Source organism: Herbidospora sakaeratensis, assembly GCF_001570525.1.
Classification (GTDB): domain Bacteria; phylum Actinomycetota; class Actinomycetes; order Streptosporangiales; family Streptosporangiaceae; genus Herbidospora; species Herbidospora sakaeratensis.
On the sequence record NZ_BBXC01000009.1, the window covers coordinates 608,150 to 634,774 of the forward strand.

A 26,625-nucleotide genomic window follows, 5' to 3' on the forward strand; every position below is an offset into this window, starting at 1 on the left:
AGGCAATGCTTCATATCTCCCGACGCCCTACCGTGGAGCCCCATGACGAGCCATCGGATGGTCACCGACGACGTCGGGCTGCTGCGCGCGATGGCCCACCCGGCGAGGCTGGCGATCCTGGGCCGCCTGCAGGAGGAGGGCCCGGCGACGGCCACCGAGTGCGCCGAGATCGCCGGGTTGTCGCCGAGCGCGTGCAGCTACCACCTGCGCACCCTCGCCAAGCACGGCCTCATCGAGGCGGCCCCCGCGCGCGGCGACGGGCGCGAACGCGTGTGGCGGGCGCTCCAGAAGGGCTGGGGTATGAAAGACCCCGAAAGCGGCGAACTCACCCCCGAGTTGCTCGCCGCCCAGGGCGCGGTCATCCAGACGGTGCTCGACGAGGCGTCGCGGCGGCTGTCGGAGTATCTGGCCCAGTCGTCGCGGGAGTCCGCCGACTGGCGGCACGCGACCCGCCTCGCCCACGTGGTGCTCCTGATGGATCCCGACGAGATCCGCGACCTGGCCGGGCGGATCGACGAGCTCATCGCCCCCTACCGGATCACCGACCGCGACCCCGAGACCACCCCCAACGGCGCCCGCGTGACCGAGTTCCAGCTCCGGCTCTTCCCGCGCGCCCCCAAGAGGCCGTCACAGGGCTGATCGAGGCGCCATCCCGCCGCGCCGTCTCGGCTCAAGAGCTCTTTCCGTTACGGCTCCGCCCGGCCGGCCACCCGACCGGCTCCGGCCACCCGGGGTGCGCGGGCAGGTCAAGTCGTCCACCGGTTCCGGGTAGACTGTCCGGTGGTCTCCATAGCTGAGGCCGAATTCGCACGCCCATTCACGAAACGTCCTCTCGGTCCGCCGGTAAGGCGGCTGGAACGGTTCGGGGCGTCAGGGCGCGGGCCGCCGGCCCGTGCGTATAACCGAGATCGTGGAGGACCATTTCATGGCCACCCCCGTCGTCACCATGCGACAGCTCCTGGAGAGCGGCGTTCACTTCGGCCACCAGACCCGCCGGTGGAACCCGAAGATGAAGCGCTTCATCTTCACCGAGCGCAACGGCATCTACATCATCGACCTCCAGAAGTCGCTGTCCTACATCGACAGGGCCTACGACTTCGTCAAGGAGACGGTCGCCCACGGCGGCACGATCATGTTCATCGGCACCAAGAAGCAGGCGCAGGAGTCGATCGCCGAGCAGGCGGCGCGCGTGGGCATGCCCTACGTGAACCAGCGCTGGCTGGGCGGCATGCTGACCAACTTCTCGACCGTCCACAAGAGGCTCCAGCGCCTGAAGGAGCTCGAGGAGCTCGACTTCGAGAACGTCGCCGCCTCCGGCCTCACGAAGAAGGAGCTGCTGCTCCGCCGTCGTGAGAAGGAGAAGCTCGAGCGCACCCTCGGCGGCATCCGGGACATGTCCCGCGTCCCGAGCGCGGTCTGGGTCGTGGACACCAAGAAGGAGCACATCGGGATCTCCGAGGCCAAGAAGCTCGGCATCCCGGTCGTCGCGATCCTCGACACCAACTGCGACCCCGACGAGGTCGACTACCCGATCCCGGGCAACGACGACGCCATCCGCGCCGTCAGCCTGCTGACCCGGGTGATCGCCGACGCGGTCGCCGACGGTCTCATGACCCGCGCCGGCGCCTCGCGCGGCGGCGACGACAAGCCGGCCGGTGTGGCCGCGGCCGAGCCGCTGGCCGAGTGGGAGCGCGAGCTGCTCGAGGGCACGCCCGCCGCCGAGGCCCCGGCCGAGGCCGCCGCCGAGGAGGCCCCCGCCGCCGAGGCTGCTGCCGAGGCTCCGGCTGAGGCTCCGGCCGAGGGCGACGAGAAGCAGGCGTAGTTCCTTCCCCAAAGCTCTCCCGGGTGGGCGTGTCGACCGTGACGCGCCCACCCGCTCCACGACGAAACCCATGAGGAAATGACAATGGCTTCCGTGAACATGGCCGATGTCAAGCGGCTTCGCGAGCTGACGGCCGCCGGCATGATGGACTGCAAGAAGGCGCTGGAGGAGTCCGAGGGCGACTTCGACCGCGCGGTCGAGCTCCTGCGTCTCAAGGGCGCCAAGGACGTCGGCAAGCGCGAGGCCCGCACCGCCTCCAACGGCCTGGTCGCCCTCAAGCAGAACGGCGACTCCGCCGCGGCCCTGCTCGAGCTCAACTGCGAGACCGACTTCGTCGCCAAGGGCGAGCGCTTCCAGGAGCTGGCCGCCCAGATCGTCGAGTTCGTGCTCGAGACCAAGCCGGCCGACGTGGCCGAGCTGCTCGACTCCAAGCTCGACGGCAAGACCGTCAAGGAGCACCTCGACGAGGCCAACGCGGCCCTCGGCGAGAAGATCGAGATCCGTCGTTTCTCCGTGCTCGAAGGCGGCTACATCGGCGCCTACATGCACAAGACCGACCCGCAGCTGCCCCCGGCCGTGGGCGTGCTGGTCCAGCTCGACTCGGCCAACGCCGAGGTCGCCAAGGACATCGCGCAGCACGCCGCCGCGATGGCGCCGAAGTACCTCGACGCCGACGCCGTGCCCGCCGAGGTCATCGAGAAGGAGCGCGCGCTCTTCGAGGAGATGACCCGCGAGGAGGGCAAGCCCGAGCCCGCGATCGCCAAGATCGTCGAGGGTCGCGTCAACGGCTGGTACAAGGACTTCACGCTGCTCCAGCAGGCGTTCGTGAAGGACAACAAGAAGTCGATCAAGAAGTACGCGGACGAGGCCGGCGTCAAGGTCCTGGCCTTCACCCGCTTCAAGGTCGGCCAGGCATAGTCTGGGGCTGTCACCCGAGGTCGTCCCGTAATCATGCGGGACGACCTGTTCAGCCCGAAATCCACTGAGGAGGCCGCCGCCGTGCAGGAGAACACCGAACCCGCCCCGGCGGCTTCGTCGTATGACGGGCCGCTGCGCTGGAAGCGGGTCATGCTGAAGCTTTCCGGCGAGGCGTTCGCCGGTGGAGATTCCCTGGGCATCGACCCGGTCGTCGTGGCCAAGATCGCCGACTCGATCGCGGAGGCGGTGCGCGACGGCGTCCAGGTCTCGGTGGTCGTCGGCGGCGGCAACATGTTCCGGGGCGCCGCGCTGTCCGAGCGCGGCATGGACCGGGCCCGCGCCGACTACATGGGCATGCTGGGCACCGTCATCAACTGTCTCGCGCTGCAGGACTTCCTGGAGAAGCGCGGCGTGGAAACGCGCGTGCAGACCGCCATCACGATGCAGCAGGTCGCCGAGCCGTTCCTGCCCCGCCGGGCGATCCGCCACCTGGAGAAGGGCCGTGTGGTCATCTTCGGGGCCGGGCTGGGCTCGCCCTTCTTCTCCACCGACACCTGCGCCGCCCAGCGCGCGCTGGAGATCGGCGCGGAGGCCCTGCTCAAGGGCACCCAGGTCGACGGCGTCTACGACGCCGACCCCCGGAAGAACCCCGACGCGGTCCGGTTCGACCGGCTCGAATACGGCGAGGTCCTCACGCGCGACCTCGCGGTGATGGACGCCACGGCCATCAGCCTGTGCAAGGACAACGGCCTGCCCATCGTGGTGTTCGAGCTGATGGGCGAAGGCAACATCCTGCGGGCGGTCCGCGGAGAGAAGATCGGCACGCTGGTGAGTCCGGCAGGGAAATAGGGAGCCAACAGTGATCGAGGAAACCCTCTTCGAGGCCGAAGAGAAGATGGACAAGGCGGTGACCGTCGCGAAGGAGGACTTCGCGGCCATCCGCACCGGCCGGGTCACCCCCGCGATGTTCAACAAGATCAATGTTGACTACTACGGGTCGCTGACCCCGGTCCAGCAGCTCGCCTCCTTCCACGTGCCCGAGGCGCGCATGGTGCTGGTCACCCCCTACGACAAGGGCTCGATGAGCGCCATCGAGAAGGCGATCCGCGACAGCGACCTGGGGGTCAACCCCGGCAACGACGGCTCGGTGATCCGCGTGGTGTTCCCCGAGCTCTCGGGTGAGCGCCGCAAGGAGTACATCAAGATCGCCCGGACCAAGGCCGAGAACAGCCGGGTGTCCATCCGGAACATCCGGCGGCACGCCAAGGAAGTCCTCGACAAGCTGGTCAAGGACGGCGAGTCGGGCGAAGACGAGGTCCACCGCGCGGTGAAGGAGCTCGACGACCTGACGCAGAAGCACGTCGCCAAGATCGACGAACTGCTCAAGCACAAGGAAGCCGAGCTGCTCGAAGTCTGACGGCACCATCGCGATCCTTGCCCCGGCGACGCAAGGGGCAGGGATCGCGCGCATGTAGGGAGTAGGACATCTTGGACGGAACGGTGTCACCCCCGGCGGGCGGGAGCCGTACCGGCCGGAACCTGCCGGCGGCGATCGTCTCCGCGGTCGGGCTGGCAGTAGTGATCATCGGGTCGCTCTACCTGTACAAGCCCGCGTTCCTCGTGGTCGTCATCGCCGCTGTGGGCGTGGGCATGCACGAGCTGGTGAAGGGGCTGGCCACCCGCGACATCCACGTGCCGCTGATCCCCGTTCTGGCGGGCATGGCGGCGATGGTCTCGGGGGCCTACTACTTCGGGCCGGGGGTGTTCCTCGGCATCTTCGCGATCACCGTCATGGGCGTGCTGGGCTGGCGGCTCTTCCAGGGGTCCGACGGCTTCGTCCGCGACGCGACGGCGACGGTCTTCATGGCGGTCTACCCGGCGCTGTTCGCCGGGTTCGTCGGCCTGCTGCTGGCGCCGCCCGACGGCGCGAACCGGGCGCTGATCTTCGTGGCCGTGACGGCCTCCTCCGACATCGGCGGTTACGCCGCCGGGGTCCTGTTCGGCAGGCACAAGATGTCGATCATCAGCCCGAAGAAGACCTGGGAGGGTTTCGCCGGTTCGGCGATCGCCTGCATCGCGGTCGGCGGCTGGCTGGTCGCCTGGTTGCTGAAGGGTCAGATCTGGCAGGGCGCGCTGCTCGGGGCCGTGGTGGTGATCTGCGCGACGGTGGGCGACCTGATCGAGTCGGTCATCAAGCGCGACCTCGGGATCAAGGACATGGGCTCGGTGCTGCCGGGCCACGGCGGCATGATGGACCGCATCGACTCCCTGCTCTTCACCCTGGTGCCCTGCTGGTTGCTGCTGGCGGCCTTCATCCGCTAGACGCGCCGTCAGATGCGGTGGTAGGCGCTCAGCCGCGAGGCGATGACGTCGTGGCCGCGTTCGGCGGCGACCTTGAGCTCGGCGTCGGTCACCGGCACCAGCCAGAGCCACCGCACCACGTCTCCGGCGACCTGGAACCCCGACAGGTCGGGCAGGCCGCGCGGGGCGGCCAGCATCATCACCCCTTCGTAGCCGCCGGGGACCGGGAACGTGCCGGGCTGGTGATACCAGCGGGCCGTGTGGCCGTCGCCGAGCCAGGTCACCGAGCGCCACGGATACTGGCCCAGCCACAGGAACAGCCGGGCCGCCGACCGGGGGTCGCCCCTGGTGGCGACGGCCAGTTCGACGCGGGTCGGGGTGTCGTAGAGCTCGGCCGAGGGCATGCGCTGGCAGCTCATGCCCACCGTCGACAGGACCGTGTAGTCGCGGCCGTAGGCGGGCGGGCGTTCGGTGACCCCGAGGGCGGGCATCAGGCCGCCGCCGGCGTCCCAGAACCGGCCCGGAGGGCCCAGCCGTCCGTCGAGGTGGCCCATCACGAACTGCTGGAACGACGTCCACGACGACTCGCCGGCCCGCCACTGCCAGTAGGCCTCGGCCTTGGCGACCCGGGGGCTCAGCCCTTCGAGCGCCTCCGACAACGCCCAGGCGAACGGCCATTCGCCGACGGCCTCGCGGGCGTAGCCGGGCATGCCACGTTCCAGATCGGCCCAGCCGGGGATCACGGCCAGCAGGCCCTCGTCGTCGTAGAGGGCGACGCCGTCACCCTCCTCGAACCACAACACGCGCAGCCGGGAGGCGTCGAGATGGGCGGTGCCGAAAGGGCGGCGGGTGCCCGCCCGGGGCATGACCGGGGGCCGTCCGGTGTTGAGACGGGCGAGGTCGAGTGACATGGGGGCCGTCACGTGGTTGCCCAGCCAGACGGCTCCACGGACGGATCCGGCCGGGTCGCGCAGGTAAGCTACCGAGGACACCTGATCGCGCTCGACGGTAAGGGTGCGGCTCCCGTAGGGATTGGTGCTGGTGAGCACGATGGTGCTGTCCACGCCTGACCTCCCAGATCAGGACTCTAAGCCCGGTGCCGCCCGGCCGTAAGAGCAGTCGTCGTTTTGAGATCGTGAGGGTTCGTTATGTCCGAGGCCGCCCCCAAGGCCGGTCAGCTCACGTTCGTCGCGCCGCGACGGGCGAAGCCCCAGCGCCACCTGGCCGACCTGACCATGGCCGAGCGCCGTGCCGCCGTCGCGGAGCTCGGCGAGAAGCCGTTCCGGGCCGACCAGCTCTCGCGCCACTACTTCGCCAAGCTGACCGAGTCGCCGGAGGACATGACCGACCTCCCGGCCGCCTCCCGCGAGACGCTCGGGCAGCTGCTGCCGTCGCTGCTGACCACGGTCCGTGAGATCACCTGCGACGACGGCATGACCCGCAAGACCCTCTGGAAGCTGTTCGACGGCTCCCTGGTCGAGTCGGTCATGATGCGCTACCCCGACCGGGTCACGATGTGCGTGTCCTCGCAGGCCGGGTGCGGCATGAACTGCCCGTTCTGCGCGACCGGCCAGGCCGGGCTGACCCGCAACATGTCGACCGCCGAGATCGTCGAGCAGGTCGTCGCCGGGCAGCGGGCGCTGGCCAGGGGCGAGGTGCCGGGTGGTCCCGGGCGGGTCAGCAACATCGTCTTCATGGGCATGGGCGAGCCGATGGCCAACTACAAGGCCGTGATCGGCGCGGTCCACCGCATGGTCGACCCGTCGCCCGAGGGCCTGGGCATCTCGGCGCGCGGCGTCACCGTCTCCACGGTCGGCCTCGTCCCGGCGATCGAAAAGTTGTCGAACGAGGGCCTGCCGGTGACGCTGGCCGTCTCGCTGCACGCCCCCGACGACGAGCTGCGCGACACGCTGGTCCCGATCAACACCCGCTGGAAGGTGGCCGAGGTCCTCGGCGCGGCCTGGGACTACGCCGCCAAGACCAAGCGCCGGGTCTCGATCGAGTACGCCCTCATCAAGGACGTCAACGACCAGGAGTGGCGGGCCGACCTGCTCGGCAAGCTGCTCAAGGGCAAGCTGGTGCACGTCAACCTGATCCCGCTGAACCCGACCCCGGGTTCGAAGTGGACGGCCTCCCGGCCGGAGGACGAACGGGCCTTCGTCCGCCGGCTGGAGTCCCACGGGGTCGCGGTGACGGTTCGCGACACCCGGGGGCGCGAGATCGACGGCGCCTGCGGCCAGCTCGCCGCGGCTAACCCCTGACCCGGCGCACCGCCGCGTAACCGGCGAGCCCGGCGACGCTCCACGCCACGGCCGAGGCGGCGATCACCGCCGCCCGTTCGGGCAGTTCGTGGTGGTGGGCGGCGTTCATCCAGTCCAAGACCGGCACCGACGCCCACGGGCCGGCCGAGCTGAGCAGCAGGATCGCCATGTATCCGCCGACCAGCACGGCCGCCGAGGCGGCGGGGGAGGCCAGCACCGGGCGGCTCGTCAGCGCGCCCAGGGTGGTGCCGGCGAGCACGGCCAGCAGGTGCAGCCCGGCGCCGTAGCCGACGTCGGCCGCGCCGGGGGTCTCGGCGAAGCCGACGACCAGCGGGAAGACCAGGGCGACCAGGGCCAGCGCCCCGGTGAACGCCAGCGCGGCGAGCAGCCCGGCCACGAGCTCGCGACGGCGGCCCACGGCGGTGATCGCGATGAGGCGCTGCTCGTCGGGCTCGTTGTCGAGCAGGCCCCGGGCCCCCCAGGCGAAGACCAGCATCAGGATGCCGGCCGAGTCGGAGTAGCTGGGCAGTTCCCCGCCCGCGGGCACCCCGGTGGCGTAGATGACCGACAACACGGCGAGCAGCCCGAGCAGGGGCTGGAAGATCCGGTGCGAGCGCACGTAGCCCGAGAGCCGGAACGTGACCAGGGGGATCATGACACCTCGTGGCCTTCCGCCCGCAGCCGGGCCGCCAGCGCGTCCGCCTTCGACTGCGGCAGTTTGATCGTCAGGGTGGTCAGGGGATCGTCCTCGACGACCCGGGCGACCTGGGTGATCTTTCCGTCGCGGACCTCGTGGCGGGTCACGCCCGGCACCGTCCGCAGGTCGCCCTGGTGGTCGCTGGCGACCACGATGCCGCCCCGCGCGGCGACCTCGGCGACGATCAGCGCCAGTTCGGCGCGGGCCGTCACGTCGAGCCCGGCGAACGGCTCGTCGAGGATCAGCAGCCCCGGTTCCCCGGCGAGGGCCTGGGCGAGGCCGACCTTGTGGGCGCTGCCCTTCGACAGGTCGGGCAGCCGCTGGCCCAGCAGGTGGTCCATGCCGAGCCGCGCGGTCAGCTCCTCGGGCACGTCCACCCGGCGGACCGCCGCCATGTGCCGCAGGTAACCCGCCACGGTGAACGGCTGGGCCGAGGGGAACCGTTCGGGGGCGTAGCCGATGACCGCCGGACGTTCGTCGATCCGCCCTTTGACCGGCCGCAACAGGCCGGCGAGCAGCCGCAGCAGCGTCGACTTTCCGGTGCCGTTGGGCCCGGTGATCTCGGCCACCGCGCCGGGGGCGAGGTCGAGGGAGGCGTCGGAGAGCACCCAGGGATCGCCCCGCCGGTAACGGAAGGAGACGTTGGTCGCACGCACTTCACCGATATTAGGTTGATTGTGTCCCTTGCCGGATTCATCTCGATAATGTGCGGCATGCTTCGCACACGAATCTCCGGCGCGGCGCTGCTCGCGGTCGCCGCGTTAGTCGCCCCCTCAGCCCCGGCATGGGCCGACGCTCATTCCCCGGGCTCCTCCGGTGTGGGCGACCCCTACTTTCCGCACGCCGGCAACGGCGGCTACGACGTCCAGCACTACGACCTGAAGCTGCGCTACACCCCCAGGTCCGGGAAACTCGACTCCACCGCCACCATCACCGCCAAGGCCACCAAGGGCCTGTCGCGCTTCAACCTCGACCTGTCGGGGCTCACCGTCCGGTCGGTCACGGTCGACGGCAAGAAGGCCAAATGGTCCCGCAAGGGCCAGGAGCTCACCGTCACGCCGAAGAAGGGCATCGACGACGAGGCCGCGTTCACGGTCGTCGTCGAGTACGACGGCGTGCCCAAGCCCGTCGACGACGACGAACTCGGCGTCACCGGCTTCATCCGCACCAAGGACGGCGCCGTCGTCGTCTCCCAGCCCGACGGCGCCCGCACCTGGTTCCCCGCCAACGACACCCCCCGCGACAAGGCGACGTTCTCGTACGAGATCAGCGCCCCCGTCGGCGTGACCGTGCTGGCCAACGGCGAGCCGCAGAACTCCGGCATCGTCCGGGTCAAGAAGGGCTACGTCGTCTCCCGCTGGCGGATGAAGCAGCCCATGGCCCCCTACCTCGCCATGATCGCCATCGGCAAGTACAAGGTCAGCGAGGGCACCGCGGCCGGCGTGCCGAACATCACCGCCTACGACCCGGCGCTGGCCAAGACCTCCAAGCACCTCCACAAGGAGACCGCCGAGGCGACCAAGTGGGGCGTCGAGCACTTCGGCCCCTACCCGTTCGGCTCGACCGGCGGCATCGCCGACAAGCTCGACGTCCACTACGCCCTGGAGACGCAGGGCCGCCCGGTCTACGACGGCGACGCGAGCGACGACCTGCTGATCGTCCACGAGATCGCGCACCAGTGGTTCGGCAACAGCGTCGGCCTGGAGTCGTGGAACGACATCTGGCTGAACGAGGGCCTGGCCAGCTACGCCGAGTGGCTCTACGAGGAGACCCACAACGGCCCGAAGGCGCAGACGACCTTCGACAAGTACTACAAGAGCACCGGCGCGTTCTGGGACGTCAAGACCGGCAGCCCCGGCAAGAACAACATGTTCGACTTCGAGGCGATCTACCTGCGCGGCGCGATGACCGTGCACGCCCTGCGCACCGAGATCGGCGATGAGACCTTCTTCGACCTGCTGAAGGAGTGGGCGGCCCGCAACCGGCACGAGACCGCGATCACGAAGGACTTCGTCGCGCTCGCCGAGGAGCTCAGCGGCAAGGACCTCGGCCCGCTCTTCAAGAAGTGGCTCTACGAGGCGAAGAAGCCGTCCCTGTGACCTGCGGGCGGGCCGTGACGCGGCCCGCCCTTCACACGAGTTTGCCGACCTGCTCGATCAGCGTCAGCACGGAGAAGAACCCGAAGAAGGCGAAGGTCAGCAGCACCGCGACCATCCGGTAGCCGCGGATCTTGATCGCCTGCGGCAACATCTTCCTGTTCAGGACCGCCAGCAGCGCCGAGTAGACGAACATCATGATCCCGCCCACGCTGGAGGAGATCACCAGCAGCGTGATCGGCTGGTCGAACCCGATCGTCAGCATCAGGATCCCGAAGACCACGATGAACCAGACGACGATCGAGTAGATCCGGCTCTCCGTCCACCGCGCCGAGGCCGGCAGGTAGACGGTCTTCACCACGTCGGCGACCATGCGCCCGACGTAGTCGCAGATGCCCATCGCGGCGGCGAACAACGACAACGCGCCGATGGCCCAGAAGAACGTGCCGAACCAGCTGAGCCGCTGGTTGAGCACCTCGCCCTCGGCCTGGAGGAAGGTGATGTCGTTGGTGGCGCCCGAGCCGAACACGGTCGAGTAGGCCAGCATCGACATCAGGAAGATCGTGAAGATGGTGATCGCCACGAACGAGATGAGCTGCTCGATGTTGGCGACCCGCCACCACCCCCGCCACCGCGAGAGGTTCTCCTCGGTCGGCTCGAAGGTGTAGCCGGTCGCGGGCGCGGCCTGGTCCTCACCGGTGACCGGCGAGACCAGCCGGGGGATCCGGGCGCCCATGCCCATGTTCTTGTCCCTGATCCAGTTGCTCTGGACGAGGTTCTGCCCGCCGCCCGCCCCCGCGAAGGCCAGCGCGCCGAGCACCAGCGCCGTGCCCAGCTGGCTGGGCACCGTGCCGATGTTCGTGACCGCCTCGCCCAGTCCCCGGTACGCCTCTCCCGAGATCGCCACGAACAGCGCGACGACCAGGAAGACCAGCACCGCCGCGACCTTGACGAACTGGGTCGCCTCGACGGTCCGGTAGACCACGGGGGAGAGGGTCAGCGCGATCCCGATGATGACGAGCTCGATGACCGCGATGACGGTGACGTTCCCCTGCCCGACCGCGTAGGTGAACACGGTGGCCGACGAGGTCGCCCAGCCCGGCCAGATGTTGGCCAGCAGCGCCATCAGGGCGAACACGACGCCCCAGTGCCGCCCCAGCCGCGAGAACCCGGTGAGCGCGGTCTCCCCGGTGGCCAGGGTGTAGCGCTCGATCTCCATGTTCAGGAAGAACTGCGCCACCACCCCGACGACGGCCGCCCACAGGAAGACCAGGCCGACGTTGGCGGAGATGTAGGGCCAGATGACGAACTCGCCGGAGGCGAGCCCGACCCCGGCCGCGATGACCCCGGGACCGAGAACGCGGCGGAGCGGCTGGGGCTCGGGTAACTGGGCGACCTTGAACGCGGGCATGCTGCTCATGGCCGCCGTCGCTACCCGCACAGACGCCTTTCAGGCGTCGTCAGCACCACCAGGGGGTGAGGTAGGTGGTGCCGCCGTAGCGGTAGCCGGCGCGGAAGCAGACCTCGTTGCTGGCGTAGGTCTTCTTGGCCTGGCCGTAGTTGCGGCCCGTCGACGAGAGGGTGCGCAGGTCGCACTGCTTCCAGTTGGCCATGCTGTCGCCGGAGACGTCGAGCCAGATGTTCTCGCCGCTGTAGGACCTGCTGACCCAGGCGTATCCGTACTGCACGCCGTTGATCCGGGCCGACTTCACCGCGATGTACCGGCGGTCGGGCAGGGTCCGGGTCTCCTCCTCGTAGCCGGTGGCGCCGGCCGGGTTGATCATCCCGCTGCAGTCGACCGCGACGGCGGCCTGCGCGGGGGTCGCGAGGCCCATCGTGGCCAGGAGGGAGGCGGCGGCGAGCGCGGTCGTCGTTCTGGGCTTCATGATCCCGTCTCCTCTGTTCGCGGGGCGTTTCTCGCCCCACAGGAAGACTCGGACAGCGCCGCCGTGACGGGAACCTCGAAGCTTAGAGGTTGCTGTGGACGGTCAGTGTGTGCCCCAGCTGTACGTTTGTTTGTGCAGCTTCAGGTAGACAAAGGTCTCGGTGGCCCTGACCGCGGGGATCGCCCGGATTTTGCCGAGAATTTCCAGGAGGTGTTGATCTCCCTCACACACGACCTCGACCATGATGTCGAGCGAGCCGGCCGTCAGGACGACGTAGTCGACCTCCTCGATCGAGCCGAGCTCGTCGGCGACGGCCTCCAGGTCGCCTTCGCACTTGATGCCGATCATGGCCTGCCGGGGGAACCCGAGAGTGAGAGGGTCGGTGACCGCCACGATCTGCATGACCCCGGCGTCGAGCAGGCGCTGGACGCGCTGGCGGACGGCGGCCTCGGAGAGCCCGACGGCCTTCCCGATGGCGGCGTACGGCTTGCGGCCGTCGGCCTGCAGTTGCTCGACGATCTGCTTGGAGATCTCGTCGAGCACCACGGGGCCGTTCCTGGTGGTCCGAACTCTCGGCGTGGTCATCCCCGCATAAGCCCTTCATGTTTCCGACAGGTTGCCGCCTAGGTGCGACATGTTGTCAGTTCAGCGTCCCTTGTCAAGCGATTCCGTAGCAATTTGATATCTTTCGCTACGAAATCCCTTGTCGTTGTCTGATATGTCTGTCAGAGTCGCGACAACTTTGAACACCTTCACAGGAGGTCGAAGTGACCACCCGCCTGCAGAACTACATCAACGGGAAGTTCGTCGACGCCAGGAGCGGACGCTTCTCCGACGTGGTCGATCCGAGCACCGGCGAGGTCTACGCGCAGGCCCCCCTGTCGGGACAGGAGGACGTCGACGCGGCCTACGAGGCCGCCGCGGCGGCTTTCGAGACCTGGGGACAGACGACTCCGGGTGAGCGCGCGAACCTGCTGTTGAAGATAGCCGACGCCATCGAGGCGCGCGCGGACGAGATCAACCAGGCCGAGTGCCGCAACACCGGCAAGCCCTACGCCCGCATGAGCGAGGACGAGACCCCGGTCGCCGCCGACCACTTCCGCTTCTTCGCGGGAGCGGCGCGCACCCTGGAGGGCCCGACGGCGGGCGAGTTCCTCGCCGACCACACCTCGGTCATCCGGCACGAGCCGGTCGGGGTCATCGGCCAGGTCACGCCGTGGAACTACCCGATGATGATGGCCGTGTGGAAGATCGCCCCGGCGCTGGCCGCGGGCAACACGATCGTGCTCAAGCCGTCGGACACCACCCCGGTCTCCACCGTCAAGCTGGCCGAGATCATCGGCGACGTCCTGCCGGCCGGCGTGTTCAACGTCGTCACCGGCGACCGCGAGACCGGTTCGCTGGTCATCGCCCACCCGACCGCCTCGATGGTCGCCATCACCGGCTCGGTCGGCGCGGGCATGGCCGTCGCCAAGAGCGCGGCCGACGACCTCAAGCGCGTCCACCTGGAGCTGGGCGGCAAGGCCCCGGTCGTGGTCTTCGACGACATCAAGGACGTCAAGGCCGCCGCCGAGGCCATCGCCGGCGCGGGCCTCTACAACGCCGGGCAGGACTGCACCGCGGCCTGCCGCGTGCTCGTCCAGGAGTCGATCCACGCCGAGTTCGCGCAGGCCCTCAAGGAGGCCGCCGCCGCGACCGTCACCGGCACCGGCGACGACGCCTTCTACGGCCCGCTCAACAACCCGAACCAGCTGGCCCGGGTGCGGGGCTTCTTCGAGCGCCTCCCCGAGCACGCCACCGTGCTCACCGGCGGCGAGCAGGTCGGCGAGGCGGGCTACTTCTTCGCCCCGACCGTGGTCGACGGCCTGAAGCAGGACGACGAGATGATCCAGACCGAGGTCTTCGGCCCGGTCATCACCGTGCAGACCTTCACCGACGAGGCCGACGCCCTGGCCAAGGCCAACGGCGTGCAGTACGGCCTGTCGAGCTCCGTCTGGACGTCCGACCACGGCCGCGCGATGCGCATGTCGAAGCGGCTCGACTTCGGGGTCGTGTGGGTCAACACGCACATCCCGTTCGTGTCGGAGATGCCCCACGGCGGCTTCAAGCACTCCGGGTACGGCAAGGACCTGTCGGTCTTCGGCCTGCACGACTACACCCGCGTGAAGCACGTCATGCACTACATCGGCGACTAGGTAAGCGAGAGGTGATATGCCCGAGGATGTCCCCGCCATCGAGCTTGACGGCGTCGTCAAGGAATACCTCGCGCACGGCGAGACGGTTCAGGCGGTAAAGGGTGTCAGCCTGACGATCGGGGAGGGCGAGTTCTTCTCCCTCCTCGGCCCGTCCGGCTGCGGCAAGACGACGACGATGCGCATGATCGCGGGGTTCGAGGAGCCCACCAAGGGCCTCGTCAAACTCCTCGGGCAGGACGTCACCAACGTCCCGCCCAACAAGCGCGACATCAACATGGTCTTCCAGTCGTACGCGCTGTTCCCGCACATGAACGTGTGGGAGAACGTCGCGTTCGGGCTGCGCCGCAAGAAGGTGGCCGAGGCCGAGATCAAGCAGCGGGTGGGCGACATCCTGGAGATCGTCGACCTCACGGGCCGCGAGAAGCGGCGTCCGCGCGAGATGTCCGGCGGCCAGCAGCAGCGGGTGGCGCTGGCCCGCGCGCTGGTCAACCGGCCCCGGGCGCTGCTGCTCGACGAGCCGCTTGGCGCGCTCGACCTGAAGCTGCGCCAGCAGATGCAGACCGAGCTCAAGCGCATCCAGCGCGAGGTCGGCATCACCTTCGTGTACGTCACCCACGACCAGTCCGAGGCGCTCACCATGAGCGACCGGATCGCCGTCATGAACGACGGCCTGGTGGAGCAGCTGGCCGACCCCAGGGAGATCTACGAGCGGCCGGCCTCGAAGTTCGTGGCCGGCTTCATCGGGACCTCGAACCTGCTCTCGGGCACCGTGGACGCCGTCGACGGCGACCTGCTGGTGGTCCGGCTGGGCGAGCACGACCGCATCCTGGTACCCGGGCAGGCGGCGGCGGGGGACACCGTCGACCTGACCGTGCGGCCGGAGAAGATCACCATCTCGACCGAGCGGCCGGAGGCGGGGCTGAGCATGGTGCAGGGCACCGTGGGCGAGCTCACCTATCTCGGCACCTACAACAGCTACGCGGTGGCGCTGGCCGACGGCACGGAGATCACCGTCTTCCAGCAGAACGCCATCGACAGCTCGACGACGGCCGAACGCGGGGACACGGTGTGGTTGTCGTGGCGCCCGCAGCACTCGTACACGCTGTCGTGACCGGGGGAATTTTGCGGATAACTTCAGGAACGTCCAGATAGAAACCCCCTCGGAGCTTTGATGAACAATCCCCTCCTGCGCGGTCTGACGCAGTCCCGATACTCCCGCCGTGACGCCCTCCGCTTCGCCGGATACTCGGCCGCCGGGCTCGCCCTGGCCGCCTGCGGCGTGCAGGGCCAGAAGGCGGCGGCGCCCTCTCCCAGCGCCGTCGCCGACTTCTGGTCGACGCAGAAGAAGAACGGCCGGGTCGTCTTCGCCAACTGGCCCGAGTACATGCCCGAGGACCAGGCCCCGCTGAAGCAGTTCCAGCAGGCGACCGGCATCTCGTACGAGTACAAGGAAGTCATCCAGGAGAACGCCGAGTTCTTCGGCAAGTCGGAGCCGCAGCTGCGGGCCGGGCAGCCGCTCGGCTACGACATCATCGTGATGACCAACGGTCTCCAGCTCGGCAAGATGATCCAGCTCGGCTACCTGACCGCGCTCGACCACAAGCAGCTGCCCAACTTCGCGGCCAATGCCGGGGCGTCGTACAAGAACCCGGCCTACGACGCGAACAACACCTACACGATCCCCTACCAGGCGGGCGTGACGGGCATCGCGTACAACACCAAGTACGTCGACGAGGACATCACCAGCATCCAGTCGCTGTTCGACAAGAAGTACGAGGGCAAGGTCGGCATGATGGCCGACGCCCAGGAGGTTGGCAACTTCGGCATGTTCGCCGTCGGCGTCGACCCCGACAAGTCGACCCAGGCCGACTGGGAGAAGGCCGCCGCCAAGCTCAAGGAGCAGCGCGACCAGGGCATCGTGCGCAAGTACTACGCCCAGGACTACATCGACGCCGTCGCCAAGGGCGACGTGTGGCTGAGCCAGGCGTGGTCGGGCGACGTGTTCCAGCGGCAGCTGGCCGGGGAGCCGGTCAAGTTCGTGGTGCCCCAGGAGGGCGGCACGATCTGGATCGACAACATGGCCATCCCGAAGGGCGCCGCCAACCCGGTCGACGCGCTGATGCTGATGGACTTCCTGTACAAGCCGGAGATCGCCGCCGAGCTCACCGCCTACATCCAGTACGTCACCCCGGTGAACGGCGTGCAGCAGATCCTGGCCGGCAAGAGCGACGAGGACTCCAAGGCCCTGGCCGAGAGCTCGCTGATCTTCCCGACCGAGGCCGACTACGCCAAGCTGCGGCCCTACCGCACCCTCACCAACGCCGAGGAGCCGGTCTACAACGGCCTCTTCCAGACCATCACCCAGGGCTGATCGAATGAGACGCTGGACGCCTTACTGGCTGGCCCTGCCCGCGTGGCTGTGGCTCGCCATCTTCCTGGTGGTGCCCATCGCCGCCATGGCCTCGGTGTCGCTGACCACGGGCAACCTCATCGACGGGTTCACCCAGACGTTCAGCGTCTCCAACTACTCGGACGCGATCGCCAAGTACAGCACGCAGCTCGTGCGCTCGCTGGTGTACGGCGGCGTCGCGACCGTGATCATGCTGGTGCTCGGCTATCCGGTGGCGTACTGGATCGCCTTCAAGGCCGGGCACCGCAAGTCCATGTTCCTGTTCCTCCTGCTGCTGCCCTTCTTCGTGTCGTTCGTGCTGCGGACGATCTCGTGGGGCTTCCTGCTGGCCGACGACGGCATCCTGCTCGGCACGCTGAAGGGCTGGGGGGTGCTGCCGCAGGACTTCCACGTGCTGGCCACGACGGTGGCGGTCATCGGCGGCCTGGTCTACAACTTCCTGCCGTTCATGATCCTGCCGATCTACGTGGCGCTGGAGCGCGTCGACCCCCGGGTCATCGAGGCGTCCTACGACCTGTACGCCTCGCGCCTGTCGACCTTCCGCCGGGTCGTGCTGCCGCTGTCGCTGCCGGGCGTGTTCGCCGGCGTGCTGATGACGTTCGTGCCGGCCACGGCCGACCCGATCAACGCCCAGGTGCTGGGCGGCACCAGCAACACGATGATCGGCAACATCGTGCAGACCGAATACCTGGTCAACAACGACTACCCGACCGCGTCGGCGATCTCGTTCACCCTGATGGCCGTGCTGCTGATCGGCATCTTCATCTACGCGCGTGCCCTCGGCACCGAGAACGTCCTGGAGGCGGCGGCCAGATGAGGGGCAAACTCGGAGACCGCGCTCTCTACCTCTACACGTGGCTGATCATCCTGTGGCTGGCCTCGCCCATCGCCGTGATGGTCCTGTTCGGCTTCAACGACAAGCAGTCGAAGTCGAACACCTCGTGGCAGGGTTTCACGTTCAAGTGGTACCAGCAGCTGTTCGCCATCGACGGGCTCACCGAGGCGCTGGTCAACTCCCTGATCATCGCGGTGGTCAGCACCGTTTTCGCGACCGTGCTCGGCACCCTGCTCGGCCTGGCCGTCGGCCGCTACCGCTTCCGCGGCAAGGGCGTCACCAACTTCCTCATCTTCGCCGCGATCTCGACGCCCGAGCTCGTCATGGGCGCCTCGTTGTTGTCGCTGTTCGTGTCGGGCAACGCCCCGCGCGGCCACATCACGATCATCATCGCGCACACCCTCTTCTCGCTCGCGTTCGTCGTCGTGACGGTCCGGGCGAGGGTGGTCGGCCTCGACCCCTCGCTGGAGGAGGCCGCCCGCGACCTGGGCGCCGGGACGTGGACCACGTTCCGCCTGGTCACCCTTCCGTCGATCATGCCGGGCGTGGCGGCGGGCGCGATGCTCGCCTTCGCCCTGTCGATCGACGACTACGTCGTGACGAGCTTCGTCAACGGCTCGACCCAGACGTTCCCCCTGTGGATCGTGGGCGCCGTGAAAGTCGGCATCCCGCCGCAGGTGAACGTCATGGGAACCCTTATCTTTGGTATCGGCGTCCTGCTCGCCGTCGCCAATGCCATATCCGCCCGCAGGAAGACGACCCACTAAGGGACGTGAAATGTGTGAGCCTCTCGCACAGCCGCACTCCTAGCACCGCGAAGGGCAAGTGCCCGCTCCACTCCGCTCGCGCCGCGTCGCCCCTCGACCGGCGCAAGCCCGGCGTGTCCGCCGCCCCCACCTGATCTGATCTCTTGAGCCCCGTCGAGCCGTGCTCCGGGGCCATCAGGCGTTTCCTCCTTACCGGCTTGCCGTTCCGGCATGCCGGGATTTCCTGTACCTCCGAAAAAGAGACCTTGGATGATGAGGCGTACCAGAAAAATCGTCGGAATCCCCGCCGGTGACGAACCCGTGCTGAGGCGATGGTGACTCCTCCGACGCCCGAAGACGACGGCTTCTCGCTAAGCCGCGACAGCTCCGCGAAGGGCAAGCCCTGCCCGCAAGATGTTCTGGGCCGCGTTCACGTCCGCGTGCGCCACATGGCCGCACGCTCCGCATCGGAACTCGGCTTGGGAGACACGGTTGCCCGCCGCGCAATGCCCGCATCGGGCACAGGTGCGGGAGGTGTTGGCGGGATTCACCGCGATCAGCTCTCGACCGGCGCTTTCAGCCTTGTGCGACAGGATCGTCAGGAACACCCCCCAACCCGCGTCGAGAATGCTCTTGTTGAGCCCGGAATTCGCAGCCGCTCCATTGGGCGAGAATCCGCCCCCGCCGTCCGGTATGGGGCTGGCGCGTCTGGTCATCTTCGTGACCTGAAGCGCCTCATGGACGATGACGTCGAAGCCGCGGACCAGCCCGCACGCCGTCTTGTGGGCGCCGTCCAAGCGTTGGCGGCGGATCTTCCCGTGTATGGCCGCGACCCGCGCCACGGCCTTGCGCCTGCGGTTCGATCCGCGCTTCTTGCGGGCCAGACTCCGTTGAGCGCAGGCAAGGCGGCCCGCACCGGCGAGAAGGTGACGGGGATTCGCGACGTGCGTCCCCTCGCTGGTGGTGACGAACGAGGCGACACCCATGTCGATGCCGATCATGGCGTCGGTCCGGGGCAGCGGCCTGGCGGGGACGTCGTCGCAGGAGAGCACGACGAACCAGCGGGAGCCCGCCCGCTTGACGCTGATCGTCTTCACGGTGCCGGACACGCGCCGGTGCTGATGGACGCGGATGTGCCCGACGCCCTGGAACCGTACATAGGTGGCGGTCGGATGGTCGGGCTGCGAATTCCATCGGCAACCGTCACCGTCCTTGGGCCACTCCACCGTGTCGAACCGGCCCGGTCCCTTGAAGCGCGGGAATCCAGGCGTACGGCCTGTGCGAATCCGGGTGAAGAACGCGGCGAACGCCCTGTCCAGCCGACGCAGCGTGGCTTGCTGCGAAGAGAACGACCAACGTGCCTGACCATCAGGGTCATCGGCTCGGATGCTCTTCAACTCCGCCGACTGATCGCCGTACCGGACGATCACTCCCGCCGTGCGGTAGGTGGTGCGCCGGTGCTCCAAGGCCCCGTTGTACAGCTCGCGGTGGTCGGCGAGACAAGCGGCGAGAGCGATCTCCTGGCGACGGGTGGGTCGCAGCCGGAACACGTAGGACCTACGCAACGGCCCCGCCTTCGGCGCTCGGACGACTTCGCACCTGACAAGTCACAGGATCATTGAACGCCGCCGCACATCATATGCGCCGATGAATGGAGAATTTCGATGTGCAGATCGGGCAACCTTCTGCATTCCGCGGCCTTGACGGCCCTTATCTACTCAATTCCCCTCTCAAATAATAATGCCGGTCAAATCGGAGATTTCTGATGGATCCCCGACGCGCGCTCGCCGACGCCGAGCGCAAGCCCTACTGGCTGCACGAAGACCCCCTGGAGCCCGAGACGCTGCCGCGTCTGTTCGGCCACACCACCGCCGACCTGGCCATCGTCGGAGGCGGCTTCTCCGGGTTGTGGACGGCCCTGCTGGCCAAGGAGCGCGACCCCCGGCGCGATGTGGTCCTGCTGGAGGGCCAGACGGTCGGATGGGCCGCCACCGGCCGCAACGGCGGCTTCTGCCACGCGAGCCTGACCCACGGGCTGGGCAACGGGCTGGAACGGTGGCCCTACGAGATCGCCGACCTGCACCGCATGGGCATCGAGAACTTCAACGAGATCGAAGAGACGATCAAGCGCTACGGCATCGACTGCTCCTTCGAGCGCACCGGCGAGATGAACGTCGCCACCGAGCAGTGGCAGATCGACGAGATGCGCGAGATGCACACGATCGGCCGCGAGCTCGGCATGGACATCCAGTACCTCGACCAGGACGAGGTGCGCGCCGAGGTCAACTCCCCGACCTACATCGCCGGCGTCTGGGAACGTGGCGAGTGCGCCATGATCGACCCGGCCCGGCTCGCCTGGGGCCTGCGCCAGGCGTGCCTCAAGCTCGGGGTGCGCATGTACGAGCACTCGCCGGTCCGCGAGATCTCCTCGCTCGGCCCCTCGCTCCAGCTCAAGTCGATGTACGGCACCGTCCGCGCCCGCCGGGTCGCCCTGGGCACCGGCGTCTTCTCGCCCCTGCTGCGGCGGCTCAAGTACTACGTCGTCCCCGTCTACGACTACGCCCTGATGACCGAGCCCCTCACCGAGGCGCAGCTCGACTCGATCGGCTGGCGCAACCGGCAGGGCATGGGCGACTCGGCCAACCAGTTCCACTACTACCGGCTGACCGACGACAACAGCATCCTGTGGGGCGGCTACGACGCGGTCTACTACAACGGCGGCCGGGTCAGGCCGACCTACGACCAGCGCGACACCACCTTCCACACCCTGGCCGAGCACTTCTACGAGACCTTCCCCCAGCTGGAGGACGTGCGGTTCTCCCACAAGTGGGGCGGCGTGATCGACACGTGCAGCCGCTTCTCGGCGTTCTTCGGCACCGGCTACGGCACCCGTCTCGCCTACGCGGTCGGCTACACCGGCCTCGGGGTGGCGGCCACCCGCTTCGGCGCCAACGTCATGCTCGACCTGCTCGACGGACGCGACACCGAGCGCACCCGGCTCCACATGGTGCGCCAGAAGCCGGTGCCGTTCCCGCCCGAGCCCGTCAGGTCGGGGGTGATCCAGCTGACCCGGTGGTCGCTGGCCCAGGCCGACGCGAACGGCGGCCGCCGCAACATGTGGTTGCGCACCCTCGACCGGCTCGGGCTGGGATTCGACTCATGAGATCTTTACGTCAACACTGAGGGAATGAGAGTCGAGTTCACCGCAGGCACCCTCCGGCTCGCCGGCGAGCTGAGGGTGCCGACGGGCCCGGGGCCCCACCCGGCGCTCGTCTTCACCGGCCCCTTCACGGGCGTGAAAGAACAGGTCACCGGCCTGTACGCCGCCCGCCTCACCGAGCTCGGCTACGTCACGCTGGCCTTCGACCACCGCAACTGGGGTGAGTCCGACGGCCAGCCCCGGCGCCACGAAGACCCGCAGGGCAAGCTCGAAGACCTGCGCGCCGCCGTGAGCTACGTGCGGTCGCGCCCCGAGGTGCGGACGGACGCGGTCGGGGCGGTCGGCATCTGCCTCGGCGGCGGCTACGCGCTGAAGTTCGCCGCCTTCGACCCCCGGGTGAGGGTCTTCGTCGGCATCGCGGGCGGCTACAACAGCCCCTACACGATGCGGACCGGCGACTGGTGGCCGGGCGCGCTGAAGTCGTTCACCGAGGCGCTGGAGCGGCAGGACCTCGGGGCGCGGCCCGAATACGTGCCGGCGGTCGGCGGCCCCGACGCCGCGATGGCCGGCGACGAGCCGTTCGAGTACTACGGCACCGCCCGAGGCGAGACCCCCGGCTGGGTCAACGAGGTGACGAGGGCCTCGTTGCGCGAGCTGATCACGATGGACAACATGATGGGCGCCGACTTCCTGTCGCCGAAGCCGGCGCTCCTGGTGCACGGCGTGGTCGACGCCTACTGCGCGCCCGAGGGCGCGCACGAGGTGCACGCCCGGCTGTCAGAACCGCGCAAGCTGGTCTGGCTCGACGCGAAACAGCACGTCGACCTCTACGACGCGGAGCCCTACGTCACCCAGGCCGTGGCGGCCGTGGGCGAGTTCCTCAGCGTCCACCTGCCAGCCACCGCACGGGGTTCACACGGGTGACCAGGTCGGGCACGCCCTCGACGTCGAAGAGCCTCGCGTAGCCCTCGCCGCCGTAGGGGCAGAGTTCGTCGCGGCGGGAGACCCCCGAGGTGAACAGCACCCGCTCGCCGTGCCCGGCGTCGAGCAGCGTGAACACGTCGTCGGGGCAGGTGACGGTGACGTACGCGCCGGTCTCGCAGATCTTGCGCTGGGCCAGCGGGTCGGCGGTCATGACGTTGACCCGCTGGGGCGGCACCCGGTGGTGCAGCAGCGTCTCCAGCAGCGCCAGCCCCGACGCCGCGACCGGCAGGTCGGTGCGCAGCGACGCGCGGGCGGCGGCCACGGTCGCCCGCTCCTCGGCCGGGGTGGGCGTCTCGTCGTGGGCCGTGGCGACGATGAGGCCGGGGCGCGCGGAGGTGCCGTCGAGCCCGACGCCGATCTCCCGCAGCAGGTCGCCGGTGAGGTCGTCGACGCCCGACTTGGTGATGAGGTCGCCGGCGAACGGCTCGGGCCCGAAGCCGGTGGCGGCGACGATCCCGACCCGGCTGCCCGCGGCCATCCGGGTCAGCGCGGTCGTGTCGCGCCCCATGCCGAGGCCGGTGTGGTCGACGATCAGCGACAGGCCGAACTCGCGGTTGAGGCGGGTCAGCTCGGCGGTGACGTGACCCTCTTCGTCCAGCCACCGCTCGGGATCGGATTCGACCCCGACACCCCAGCGGGTGTCGGCCCGCAGCGTCTCCCAGGGGAGCACCGGGCCTTCGACGGAACTGACCGGGACGGTCCCGGCGACGGTCTGGATACGAGCCTCGAACATGACCGGACATTAGCCGATTTTGAGGCGTGATCAGGCCATTCTTGGGATTCCTTTACCCCGGAGTGTCAGCGTTTGTCGGCTCTGGGGAGGCGCAGGCCAGTTTGGCCGGGTCCTTCACGACGGTGATCTCGGCGAGGATCCGCCCCTGCGCGGGGATCGCGGGCGGCCTGCTGCCGCCGGGCACCCAGTAGACCCGGATGTCGTACTCGCGGTCGGCGTCGCGGGGATCGTCGACGCCGACGCGGACCGGCGCCCGCCAGCCGCCGTCGTCTCCGGTGGTCAGTTCGTGCACGACGCCGCCGACGACCAGCCACAACGTCCCGGTGCCGGGCGGGATGGCGGTGCCGGTGACGGTCACGCAGGTCGGGCTGAAGCCGCCGTCGAGGGGCCGGGTGATGTGCACCATCCCGTAGTTGACCGCGAGCGGCGCCCGGGTCACGGCGGCGACCGGGGGAGCGAACCCGGTCTGCCGCACGACGGAGATGACGAGGCCCGTGACGGTCAGCGCCAATCCGGCGACGGCGAAGGGCAGGAGTTCGGATTTGCCGCGAAGGCCGAGAATCAAAAGGGCCAATGCGACGAATCCGGCGAAAATGCTGACCGGCCCCAGGTATTTTCCGGATAAGTCCGGATCTATGAACGCCCAGGTCGCGGCGGCCGCGATCCCGCAGGCCGCGGCCGCGATCCGGCCGGTGATCGGCGCGTTTCCCATGAACGGGAGTATCCATCGGCGCGGTGCCGGATTTGTGATTTCGACCTAGTTCGCTGGACGTGCCTGATGAAATGCCGGAATTATTGGTTTTTATGACCTCAATAAATCACCGCCCCTTCGCTGGAAAGGGGCGGTGAAAGGAGGGTCAGCCGTTGAGCGCGTGTTCCGGCCGGGCCGCCGGGGCGGCCGCCCGCTGCCCGGCCTTGCCCACGTTCGCCAGGGCGATCACGAGCAGGATCTCCAGGACGACCACGATCCGCTCCAGCAGGCCGAAGTACGCCTCCCCGCCGATCAGCGCCGACACCGGCGACGTCGGGTGGCTCAGCAGGTAGCAGACCAGGACGGCCCCGCTCACCCGGGCCAGCAGGCCGACCGCCCCGAGCGGCCCCCGCCGCGTCAGGATCCAGCCGGCCACCGGCAGCGCGGTGAAGACCACGGCCGTCGACCAGCGGTGGATCTCGCCGCCCAGGGTGGTCACGTCGGCCGACAGGTCGGTCGGGAAGATGGTGCCCAGGACCAGCCCGGCAGCCGCCACGATCAGCAGCACCCGGGTCGCGGCCGTCCGCGACGGGTTCGGCTCGGTCAGGCTCCAGGCGGTGGCCACGCAGCCGGCCGCCAGCGCCATCATGCCGAGGGCGAAGATCGTCTCGGTCATGGTGTCGGTCACGGCGTAGTCGCTCAGCAGGCCGGTCATCGGGTCGATCAGGTCGGCGAAGAAGAGGTGCAGGCCCAGCATCAGGAGCAGGGCCGTCGCCGGGCCCGCCGTGGCCATCAGGATCATTGGTCCCCCGGTTCAGTGAACAGCGGATATGGGTGCGCGGTGCACGAGTTCCCCGTAGATCGACTCGAAACGGGCCAGCGACTGCTCGTGCGTGTGGGTCGCGGCCAGGGTGAGGCTCGCCTTCGACATCGCGGCGCGTTCCTCGGGCCGGGTGAGGATCGACTTCAGGTGGCGGGCCAGCTCGGAGACGTCGCCGGGCGTGTAGAGGTGGCCGTTGCCCTCGACCAGGTGCGGCAGCGCCATCGCGTCGGCGGCGACGACCGGCAGGCCGCTCGCCATCGCCTCCAGGGTGGCGATGCTCTGGAGTTCGGCCGTGCCGGGCATGCAGAACACGTCGGCGACGGCGTACGCCTGGGGCAGGTCGGCGTCCTCGACGAAACCGAGGAACCGCACGTTGTCGCCGGCGCCGACCCGGTGGGCCAGCTTCTCCAGCGCCTCGCGGCGGTTGCCCTGGCCGACGAAGACCGCCTGGCAGTCGAGGTCGTTGAGCAGCTTCGGCAGCGCCAGCACGATCTCTTCGAGGTGCTTCTCCTCGTCGAGGCGGCCGACGAACAGGATCGTCGGACGCTCCGGCACGCCGAACCGGCGGCGCGCCCAGGCCTGCGGCTGCGGGTGGAACCGGGACAGGTCGATGCCGCACGACACCGGCTCGACCTTCGCGCGCAGGCCCTTGGCCGACAGCAGGTCGGCGGCCAGCGGGGTCGGGGTGGTGACGTGGTCGGCCCGCTCGAAGATCCGGTTCAGGTCCTTCCAGGCCAGCTCGCCGACGCGGCGGCGCAGCCGGGTGGGCACCCCGGTGAACTGGAAGAGGTTGTCCGGCATGAAGTGGTTGGTGGCCACCACCGGCAGCCCGGCCCGCTTGGCGGCGGCCACGGCCGACCGGCCGACCACGAAGTGGCCCTGGGTGTGCACGACGTCGGGCGCGATCCGCCGGACCAGCCGGTCCATCGTGCGGCCGAGCCCGGCCGGGACGGTGAACCGCATCGTCGGGTGGACCAGCAGGCGGGCCGACCGGAGCCGGTGCACGAGCACGCCCTCGATCACGTCGGTGACCGGGGGGCCGTCGTCGGAGCTGCACACGACGTGGACCTCCGTGCCCCGGGCCGCCAGGCCGGAGGCCAGGCGGTGGGTGAAGTAGGCGGCGCCGTTGACGTCCGGCGGGTAGGTGTCGGTCGCGATCAGCACCCGGCGGGGGCGCGAGTGCGCGACGGACGCCTCGGCGAGGGTGAGGCTCATGGGGGCTCCGTTCACCTTTTCGACAGGGGGGTGGTTCTGGCGAGCGCGACCGTGCCGGCCGCCGCGAGGGCCGCGGCCGCCGTCGCCGCGAGGCCGTTGGCGGGCAGGGGTTCACCGAGCAGCAGCGCGCCGAAGGACACCGCGGTGACCGGGTCGGCGACCTGCAACGCCGCGAAGGCCACTCCGAAGTGCCCGATCGCGTACGCTTTCTGGAGCAGCATCAGCGCCACGACCAGGGGGACGGGGAGGGCCAGGAGGAACCACAGCTGGCCGGGCCAGCCGTCGGCGATGACCCGCATCAGGGTGGACGCGGCGCCGTACATGATCCCGGCCGAGACGGCCAGCAGGGCGGTGCGCCCCGGCGGGCCGATGCGGGTGGCGGCGGCCAGGCAGATCAGGGCGGCGCCGCCCGCCAGGCCCAGCATCAGGGTGACCTCGGCGGCGGTCATGCTCGGCGGCCGGGTCGGCACCGGCACCATCAGGACCAGCGCGATCAGGCCGATCGCGACCATCGCCCCCGCCGCCAGCTCGCTCTTGGACGTGGGGCGTCCGTGCAGGGCGGCGGCGATGGGGAGCGCGAACAGCAGGCTGGCGACGCCCATGGGCTGCACGATCGTCAGCGGGCCGATGCTCAGGGCGTAGACGTGCAGGAGACCGCCCGCGGCGATCACCGCGCCGCCGAGCAGCCAGCGCGGCCGGCGCAGCAGCACCCGCAGGCGGGGCTCGTTGCCGGTGGCCGCGACGTGCTGCTGGAGGGCGGCGCCGAGGGCGAAGAAGAGCGAACCGACTAGGGCTACGGCCGCCGACGGCGCTGCCGCGAGCATGGTCATGGTGCGGTCTCCTTTCCCCTGG

At 69.1% G+C, this 26,625-nt stretch carries 27 protein-coding genes; 15 read left to right on the forward strand and 12 right to left on the reverse strand.

The genetic code is table 11. The features are described from left to right. Positions 1-42: 42 nt before the first annotated feature. The 6 genes from AW271_RS12945 to AW271_RS12970 all read left to right on the forward strand — a co-directional run bounded on the left by AW271_RS12945 (position 43) and on the right by AW271_RS12970 (position 5,062). Positions 43-639 carry an ArsR/SmtB family transcription factor gene (locus tag AW271_RS12945; RefSeq protein WP_063817957.1) on the forward strand — a complete coding sequence of 199 codons (597 nt, stop codon included), beginning with the start codon at positions 43-45 and terminating at the stop codon, positions 637-639. 286 nt (positions 640-925) lie between these two features. Beyond that, on the forward strand, positions 926-1,822 hold the full coding sequence (gene rpsB / locus AW271_RS12950) for a 30S ribosomal protein S2 (RefSeq protein ID WP_062336266.1): 897 nt from the start codon (positions 926-928) through the stop codon (positions 1,820-1,822). A gap of 84 nt (positions 1,823-1,906) precedes the next feature. Beyond that, the gene (gene tsf, locus AW271_RS12955) at positions 1,907-2,740 is read left to right on the forward strand and encodes a translation elongation factor Ts (protein WP_062336273.1); all 834 of its coding nucleotides are present in this window, start codon (positions 1,907-1,909) and stop codon (positions 2,738-2,740) included. 33 nt (positions 2,741-2,773) lie between these two features. After that, the gene (gene pyrH, locus AW271_RS12960) at positions 2,774-3,589 is read left to right on the forward strand and encodes a UMP kinase (RefSeq protein WP_202610317.1); all 816 of its coding nucleotides are present in this window, start codon (positions 2,774-2,776) and stop codon (positions 3,587-3,589) included. Positions 3,590-3,599: 10 nt separating this feature from the next. Beyond that, on the forward strand, positions 3,600-4,157 hold the full coding sequence (gene frr / locus AW271_RS12965) for a ribosome recycling factor (RefSeq protein WP_062336275.1): 558 nt from the start codon (positions 3,600-3,602) through the stop codon (positions 4,155-4,157). Between the two features lie 71 nt (positions 4,158-4,228). Then, a complete protein-coding gene (locus AW271_RS12970) occupies positions 4,229-5,062 on the forward strand; it encodes a phosphatidate cytidylyltransferase (protein ID WP_245653041.1) in 834 nt (277 codons plus the stop codon). An 8-nt stretch (positions 5,063-5,070) separates the two neighbouring features. On the opposite strand, the gene AW271_RS12975 is transcribed toward AW271_RS12970, so the two are convergent. Continuing rightward, entirely contained in the window at positions 5,071-6,105 is a 1,035-nt protein-coding gene (locus AW271_RS12975) for a suppressor of fused domain protein (protein ID WP_062336278.1), read from the reverse strand. An 84-nt stretch (positions 6,106-6,189) separates the two neighbouring features. Here AW271_RS12975 and rlmN point away from each other — a divergent pair, with 84 nt between their 5' ends. Further along, entirely contained in the window at positions 6,190-7,302 is a 1,113-nt protein-coding gene (gene rlmN, locus AW271_RS12980) for a dual-specificity RNA methyltransferase RlmN (protein ID WP_062336280.1), read from the forward strand. On the opposite strand, the gene AW271_RS12985 is transcribed toward rlmN, so the two are convergent. Next, complete coding sequence (locus tag AW271_RS12985) at positions 7,292-7,957, reverse strand: hypothetical protein (RefSeq protein ID WP_062336282.1); 666 nt, start codon at positions 7,955-7,957, stop codon at positions 7,292-7,294. The two genes, rlmN and AW271_RS12985, sit on opposite strands and share 11 nt — an antisense overlap. Then, a complete protein-coding gene (locus tag AW271_RS12990; protein WP_062336284.1) occupies positions 7,954-8,655 on the reverse strand; it encodes an ABC transporter ATP-binding protein in 702 nt (233 codons plus the stop codon). Before AW271_RS12990 ends, AW271_RS12985 begins: the two co-directional genes overlap by 4 nt. A 57-nt stretch (positions 8,656-8,712) precedes the next feature. Between AW271_RS12990 and AW271_RS12995 the strand changes: the two genes are divergently transcribed. Beyond that, a complete protein-coding gene (locus AW271_RS12995; RefSeq protein ID WP_063817958.1) occupies positions 8,713-10,098 on the forward strand; it encodes a M1 family metallopeptidase in 1,386 nt (461 codons plus the stop codon). A 31-nt stretch (positions 10,099-10,129) separates the two neighbouring features. Here the strand turns inward: AW271_RS12995 and AW271_RS13000 are convergent, their stop codons facing one another. The 3 genes from AW271_RS13000 to AW271_RS13010 all read right to left on the reverse strand — a co-directional run bounded on the left by AW271_RS13000 (position 10,130) and on the right by AW271_RS13010 (position 12,566). Continuing rightward, on the reverse strand, positions 10,130-11,515 hold the full coding sequence (locus AW271_RS13000; protein WP_062336289.1) for an Nramp family divalent metal transporter: 1,386 nt from the start codon (positions 11,513-11,515) through the stop codon (positions 10,130-10,132). Between the two features lie 40 nt (positions 11,516-11,555). Further along, entirely contained in the window at positions 11,556-11,981 is a 426-nt protein-coding gene (locus AW271_RS13005) for a hypothetical protein (protein ID WP_062336291.1), read from the reverse strand. A gap of 102 nt (positions 11,982-12,083) precedes the next feature. Then, positions 12,084-12,566, reverse strand: coding sequence for an Lrp/AsnC family transcriptional regulator (locus AW271_RS13010; protein ID WP_030455690.1), 483 nt, complete (start codon positions 12,564-12,566; stop codon positions 12,084-12,086). A 182-nt stretch (positions 12,567-12,748) separates the two neighbouring features. Here AW271_RS13010 and AW271_RS13015 point away from each other — a divergent pair, with 182 nt between their 5' ends. From AW271_RS13015 to AW271_RS13035, 5 genes are read left to right on the forward strand one after another with little or no spacing between them, the layout of a single operon-like run. Then, a complete protein-coding gene (locus AW271_RS13015; protein WP_062336293.1) occupies positions 12,749-14,176 on the forward strand; it encodes a gamma-aminobutyraldehyde dehydrogenase in 1,428 nt (475 codons plus the stop codon). A gap of 16 nt (positions 14,177-14,192) precedes the next feature. Next, on the forward strand, positions 14,193-15,287 hold the full coding sequence (locus AW271_RS13020) for an ABC transporter ATP-binding protein (protein WP_062336295.1): 1,095 nt from the start codon (positions 14,193-14,195) through the stop codon (positions 15,285-15,287). 60 nt (positions 15,288-15,347) lie between these two features. Next, positions 15,348-16,547 (forward strand): ABC transporter substrate-binding protein, encoded by a 1,200-nt coding sequence (locus AW271_RS13025; protein ID WP_062336298.1) that lies wholly within the window; start codon positions 15,348-15,350, stop codon positions 16,545-16,547. Between the two features lie 4 nt (positions 16,548-16,551). After that, positions 16,552-17,403 carry an ABC transporter permease gene (locus AW271_RS13030; protein WP_062336300.1) on the forward strand — a complete coding sequence of 284 codons (852 nt, stop codon included), beginning with the start codon at positions 16,552-16,554 and terminating at the stop codon, positions 17,401-17,403. Next, positions 17,400-18,188 carry an ABC transporter permease gene (locus AW271_RS13035; protein ID WP_062336302.1) on the forward strand — a complete coding sequence of 263 codons (789 nt, stop codon included), beginning with the start codon at positions 17,400-17,402 and terminating at the stop codon, positions 18,186-18,188. The genes AW271_RS13030 and AW271_RS13035 overlap by 4 nt, the downstream gene beginning before the upstream one ends. Before the next feature lie 350 nt (positions 18,189-18,538). On the opposite strand, the gene AW271_RS13040 is transcribed toward AW271_RS13035, so the two are convergent. Next, the gene (locus AW271_RS13040; protein ID WP_245653042.1) at positions 18,539-19,717 is read right to left on the reverse strand and encodes an RNA-guided endonuclease InsQ/TnpB family protein; all 1,179 of its coding nucleotides are present in this window, start codon (positions 19,715-19,717) and stop codon (positions 18,539-18,541) included. A 215-nt stretch (positions 19,718-19,932) separates the two neighbouring features. On the opposite strand from AW271_RS13040, the gene AW271_RS13045 reads away from it, so the two are divergent. Then, a complete protein-coding gene (locus AW271_RS13045; protein WP_062336306.1) occupies positions 19,933-21,330 on the forward strand; it encodes an NAD(P)/FAD-dependent oxidoreductase in 1,398 nt (465 codons plus the stop codon). Between the two features lie 24 nt (positions 21,331-21,354). Further along, positions 21,355-22,251 (forward strand): alpha/beta hydrolase, encoded by an 897-nt coding sequence (locus AW271_RS13050; RefSeq protein ID WP_062336308.1) that lies wholly within the window; start codon positions 21,355-21,357, stop codon positions 22,249-22,251. Here AW271_RS13050 and AW271_RS13055 read toward each other — a convergent pair. From AW271_RS13055 to AW271_RS13075, 5 genes are all read right to left on the reverse strand, one after another. After that, positions 22,208-23,044: a phosphotriesterase family protein gene (locus AW271_RS13055; RefSeq protein ID WP_062336310.1), complete on the reverse strand. Its 837-nt coding sequence runs from the start codon at positions 23,042-23,044 to the stop codon at positions 22,208-22,210. The genes AW271_RS13050 and AW271_RS13055 overlap by 44 nt on opposite strands. A 52-nt stretch (positions 23,045-23,096) precedes the next feature. Then, entirely contained in the window at positions 23,097-23,756 is a 660-nt protein-coding gene (locus tag AW271_RS13060; RefSeq protein ID WP_062336312.1) for a hypothetical protein, read from the reverse strand. A 145-nt stretch (positions 23,757-23,901) separates the two neighbouring features. Next, positions 23,902-24,537, reverse strand: coding sequence for a DUF998 domain-containing protein (locus tag AW271_RS13065; RefSeq protein ID WP_062336313.1), 636 nt, complete (start codon positions 24,535-24,537; stop codon positions 23,902-23,904). A gap of 12 nt (positions 24,538-24,549) precedes the next feature. Continuing rightward, complete coding sequence (locus AW271_RS13070; protein WP_062336315.1) at positions 24,550-25,773, reverse strand: glycosyltransferase; 1,224 nt, start codon at positions 25,771-25,773, stop codon at positions 24,550-24,552. Positions 25,774-25,784: 11 nt separating this feature from the next. After that, positions 25,785-26,603: a DMT family transporter gene (locus AW271_RS13075; protein ID WP_062336317.1), complete on the reverse strand. Its 819-nt coding sequence runs from the start codon at positions 26,601-26,603 to the stop codon at positions 25,785-25,787. Between the last annotated feature and the right edge of the window lie 22 nt (positions 26,604-26,625).

What these genes read in the sequence shown, in the direction of transcription:
- AW271_RS12945 (WP_063817957.1), top strand. Translation starts at nt 43, where the DNA reads ATGACGAGCCATCGGATGGTCACCGACGACGTCGGGCTGCTGCGCGCG.
- rpsB (WP_062336266.1), top strand. Translation starts at nt 926, where the DNA reads ATGGCCACCCCCGTCGTCACCATGCGACAGCTCCTGGAGAGCGGCGTT.
- tsf (WP_062336273.1), top strand. Translation starts at nt 1,907, where the DNA reads ATGGCTTCCGTGAACATGGCCGATGTCAAGCGGCTTCGCGAGCTGACG.
- pyrH (WP_202610317.1), top strand. Translation starts at nt 2,774, where the DNA reads ATGCGGGACGACCTGTTCAGCCCGAAATCCACTGAGGAGGCCGCCGCC.
- rlmN (WP_062336280.1), top strand. Translation starts at nt 6,190, where the DNA reads ATGTCCGAGGCCGCCCCCAAGGCCGGTCAGCTCACGTTCGTCGCGCCG.
- AW271_RS12985 (WP_062336282.1), bottom strand. Translation starts at nt 7,957, where the DNA reads ATGATCCCCCTGGTCACGTTCCGGCTCTCGGGCTACGTGCGCTCGCAC.
- AW271_RS12995 (WP_063817958.1), top strand. Translation starts at nt 8,713, where the DNA reads ATGCTTCGCACACGAATCTCCGGCGCGGCGCTGCTCGCGGTCGCCGCG.
- AW271_RS13000 (WP_062336289.1), bottom strand. Translation starts at nt 11,515, where the DNA reads ATGAGCAGCATGCCCGCGTTCAAGGTCGCCCAGTTACCCGAGCCCCAG.
- AW271_RS13005 (WP_062336291.1), bottom strand. Translation starts at nt 11,981, where the DNA reads ATGAAGCCCAGAACGACGACCGCGCTCGCCGCCGCCTCCCTCCTGGCC.
- AW271_RS13010 (WP_030455690.1), bottom strand. Translation starts at nt 12,566, where the DNA reads ATGACCACGCCGAGAGTTCGGACCACCAGGAACGGCCCCGTGGTGCTC.
- AW271_RS13020 (WP_062336295.1), top strand. Translation starts at nt 14,193, where the DNA reads ATGCCCGAGGATGTCCCCGCCATCGAGCTTGACGGCGTCGTCAAGGAA.
- AW271_RS13025 (WP_062336298.1), top strand. Translation starts at nt 15,348, where the DNA reads ATGAACAATCCCCTCCTGCGCGGTCTGACGCAGTCCCGATACTCCCGC.
- AW271_RS13030 (WP_062336300.1), top strand. Translation starts at nt 16,552, where the DNA reads ATGAGACGCTGGACGCCTTACTGGCTGGCCCTGCCCGCGTGGCTGTGG.
- AW271_RS13035 (WP_062336302.1), top strand. Translation starts at nt 17,400, where the DNA reads ATGAGGGGCAAACTCGGAGACCGCGCTCTCTACCTCTACACGTGGCTG.
- AW271_RS13045 (WP_062336306.1), top strand. Translation starts at nt 19,933, where the DNA reads ATGGATCCCCGACGCGCGCTCGCCGACGCCGAGCGCAAGCCCTACTGG.
- AW271_RS13050 (WP_062336308.1), top strand. Translation starts at nt 21,355, where the DNA reads ATGAGAGTCGAGTTCACCGCAGGCACCCTCCGGCTCGCCGGCGAGCTG.
- AW271_RS13055 (WP_062336310.1), bottom strand. Translation starts at nt 23,044, where the DNA reads ATGTTCGAGGCTCGTATCCAGACCGTCGCCGGGACCGTCCCGGTCAGT.
- AW271_RS13060 (WP_062336312.1), bottom strand. Translation starts at nt 23,756, where the DNA reads ATGGGAAACGCGCCGATCACCGGCCGGATCGCGGCCGCGGCCTGCGGG.
- AW271_RS13065 (WP_062336313.1), bottom strand. Translation starts at nt 24,537, where the DNA reads ATGATCCTGATGGCCACGGCGGGCCCGGCGACGGCCCTGCTCCTGATG.
- AW271_RS13070 (WP_062336315.1), bottom strand. Translation starts at nt 25,773, where the DNA reads ATGAGCCTCACCCTCGCCGAGGCGTCCGTCGCGCACTCGCGCCCCCGC.
- AW271_RS13075 (WP_062336317.1), bottom strand. Translation starts at nt 26,603, where the DNA reads ATGACCATGCTCGCGGCAGCGCCGTCGGCGGCCGTAGCCCTAGTCGGT.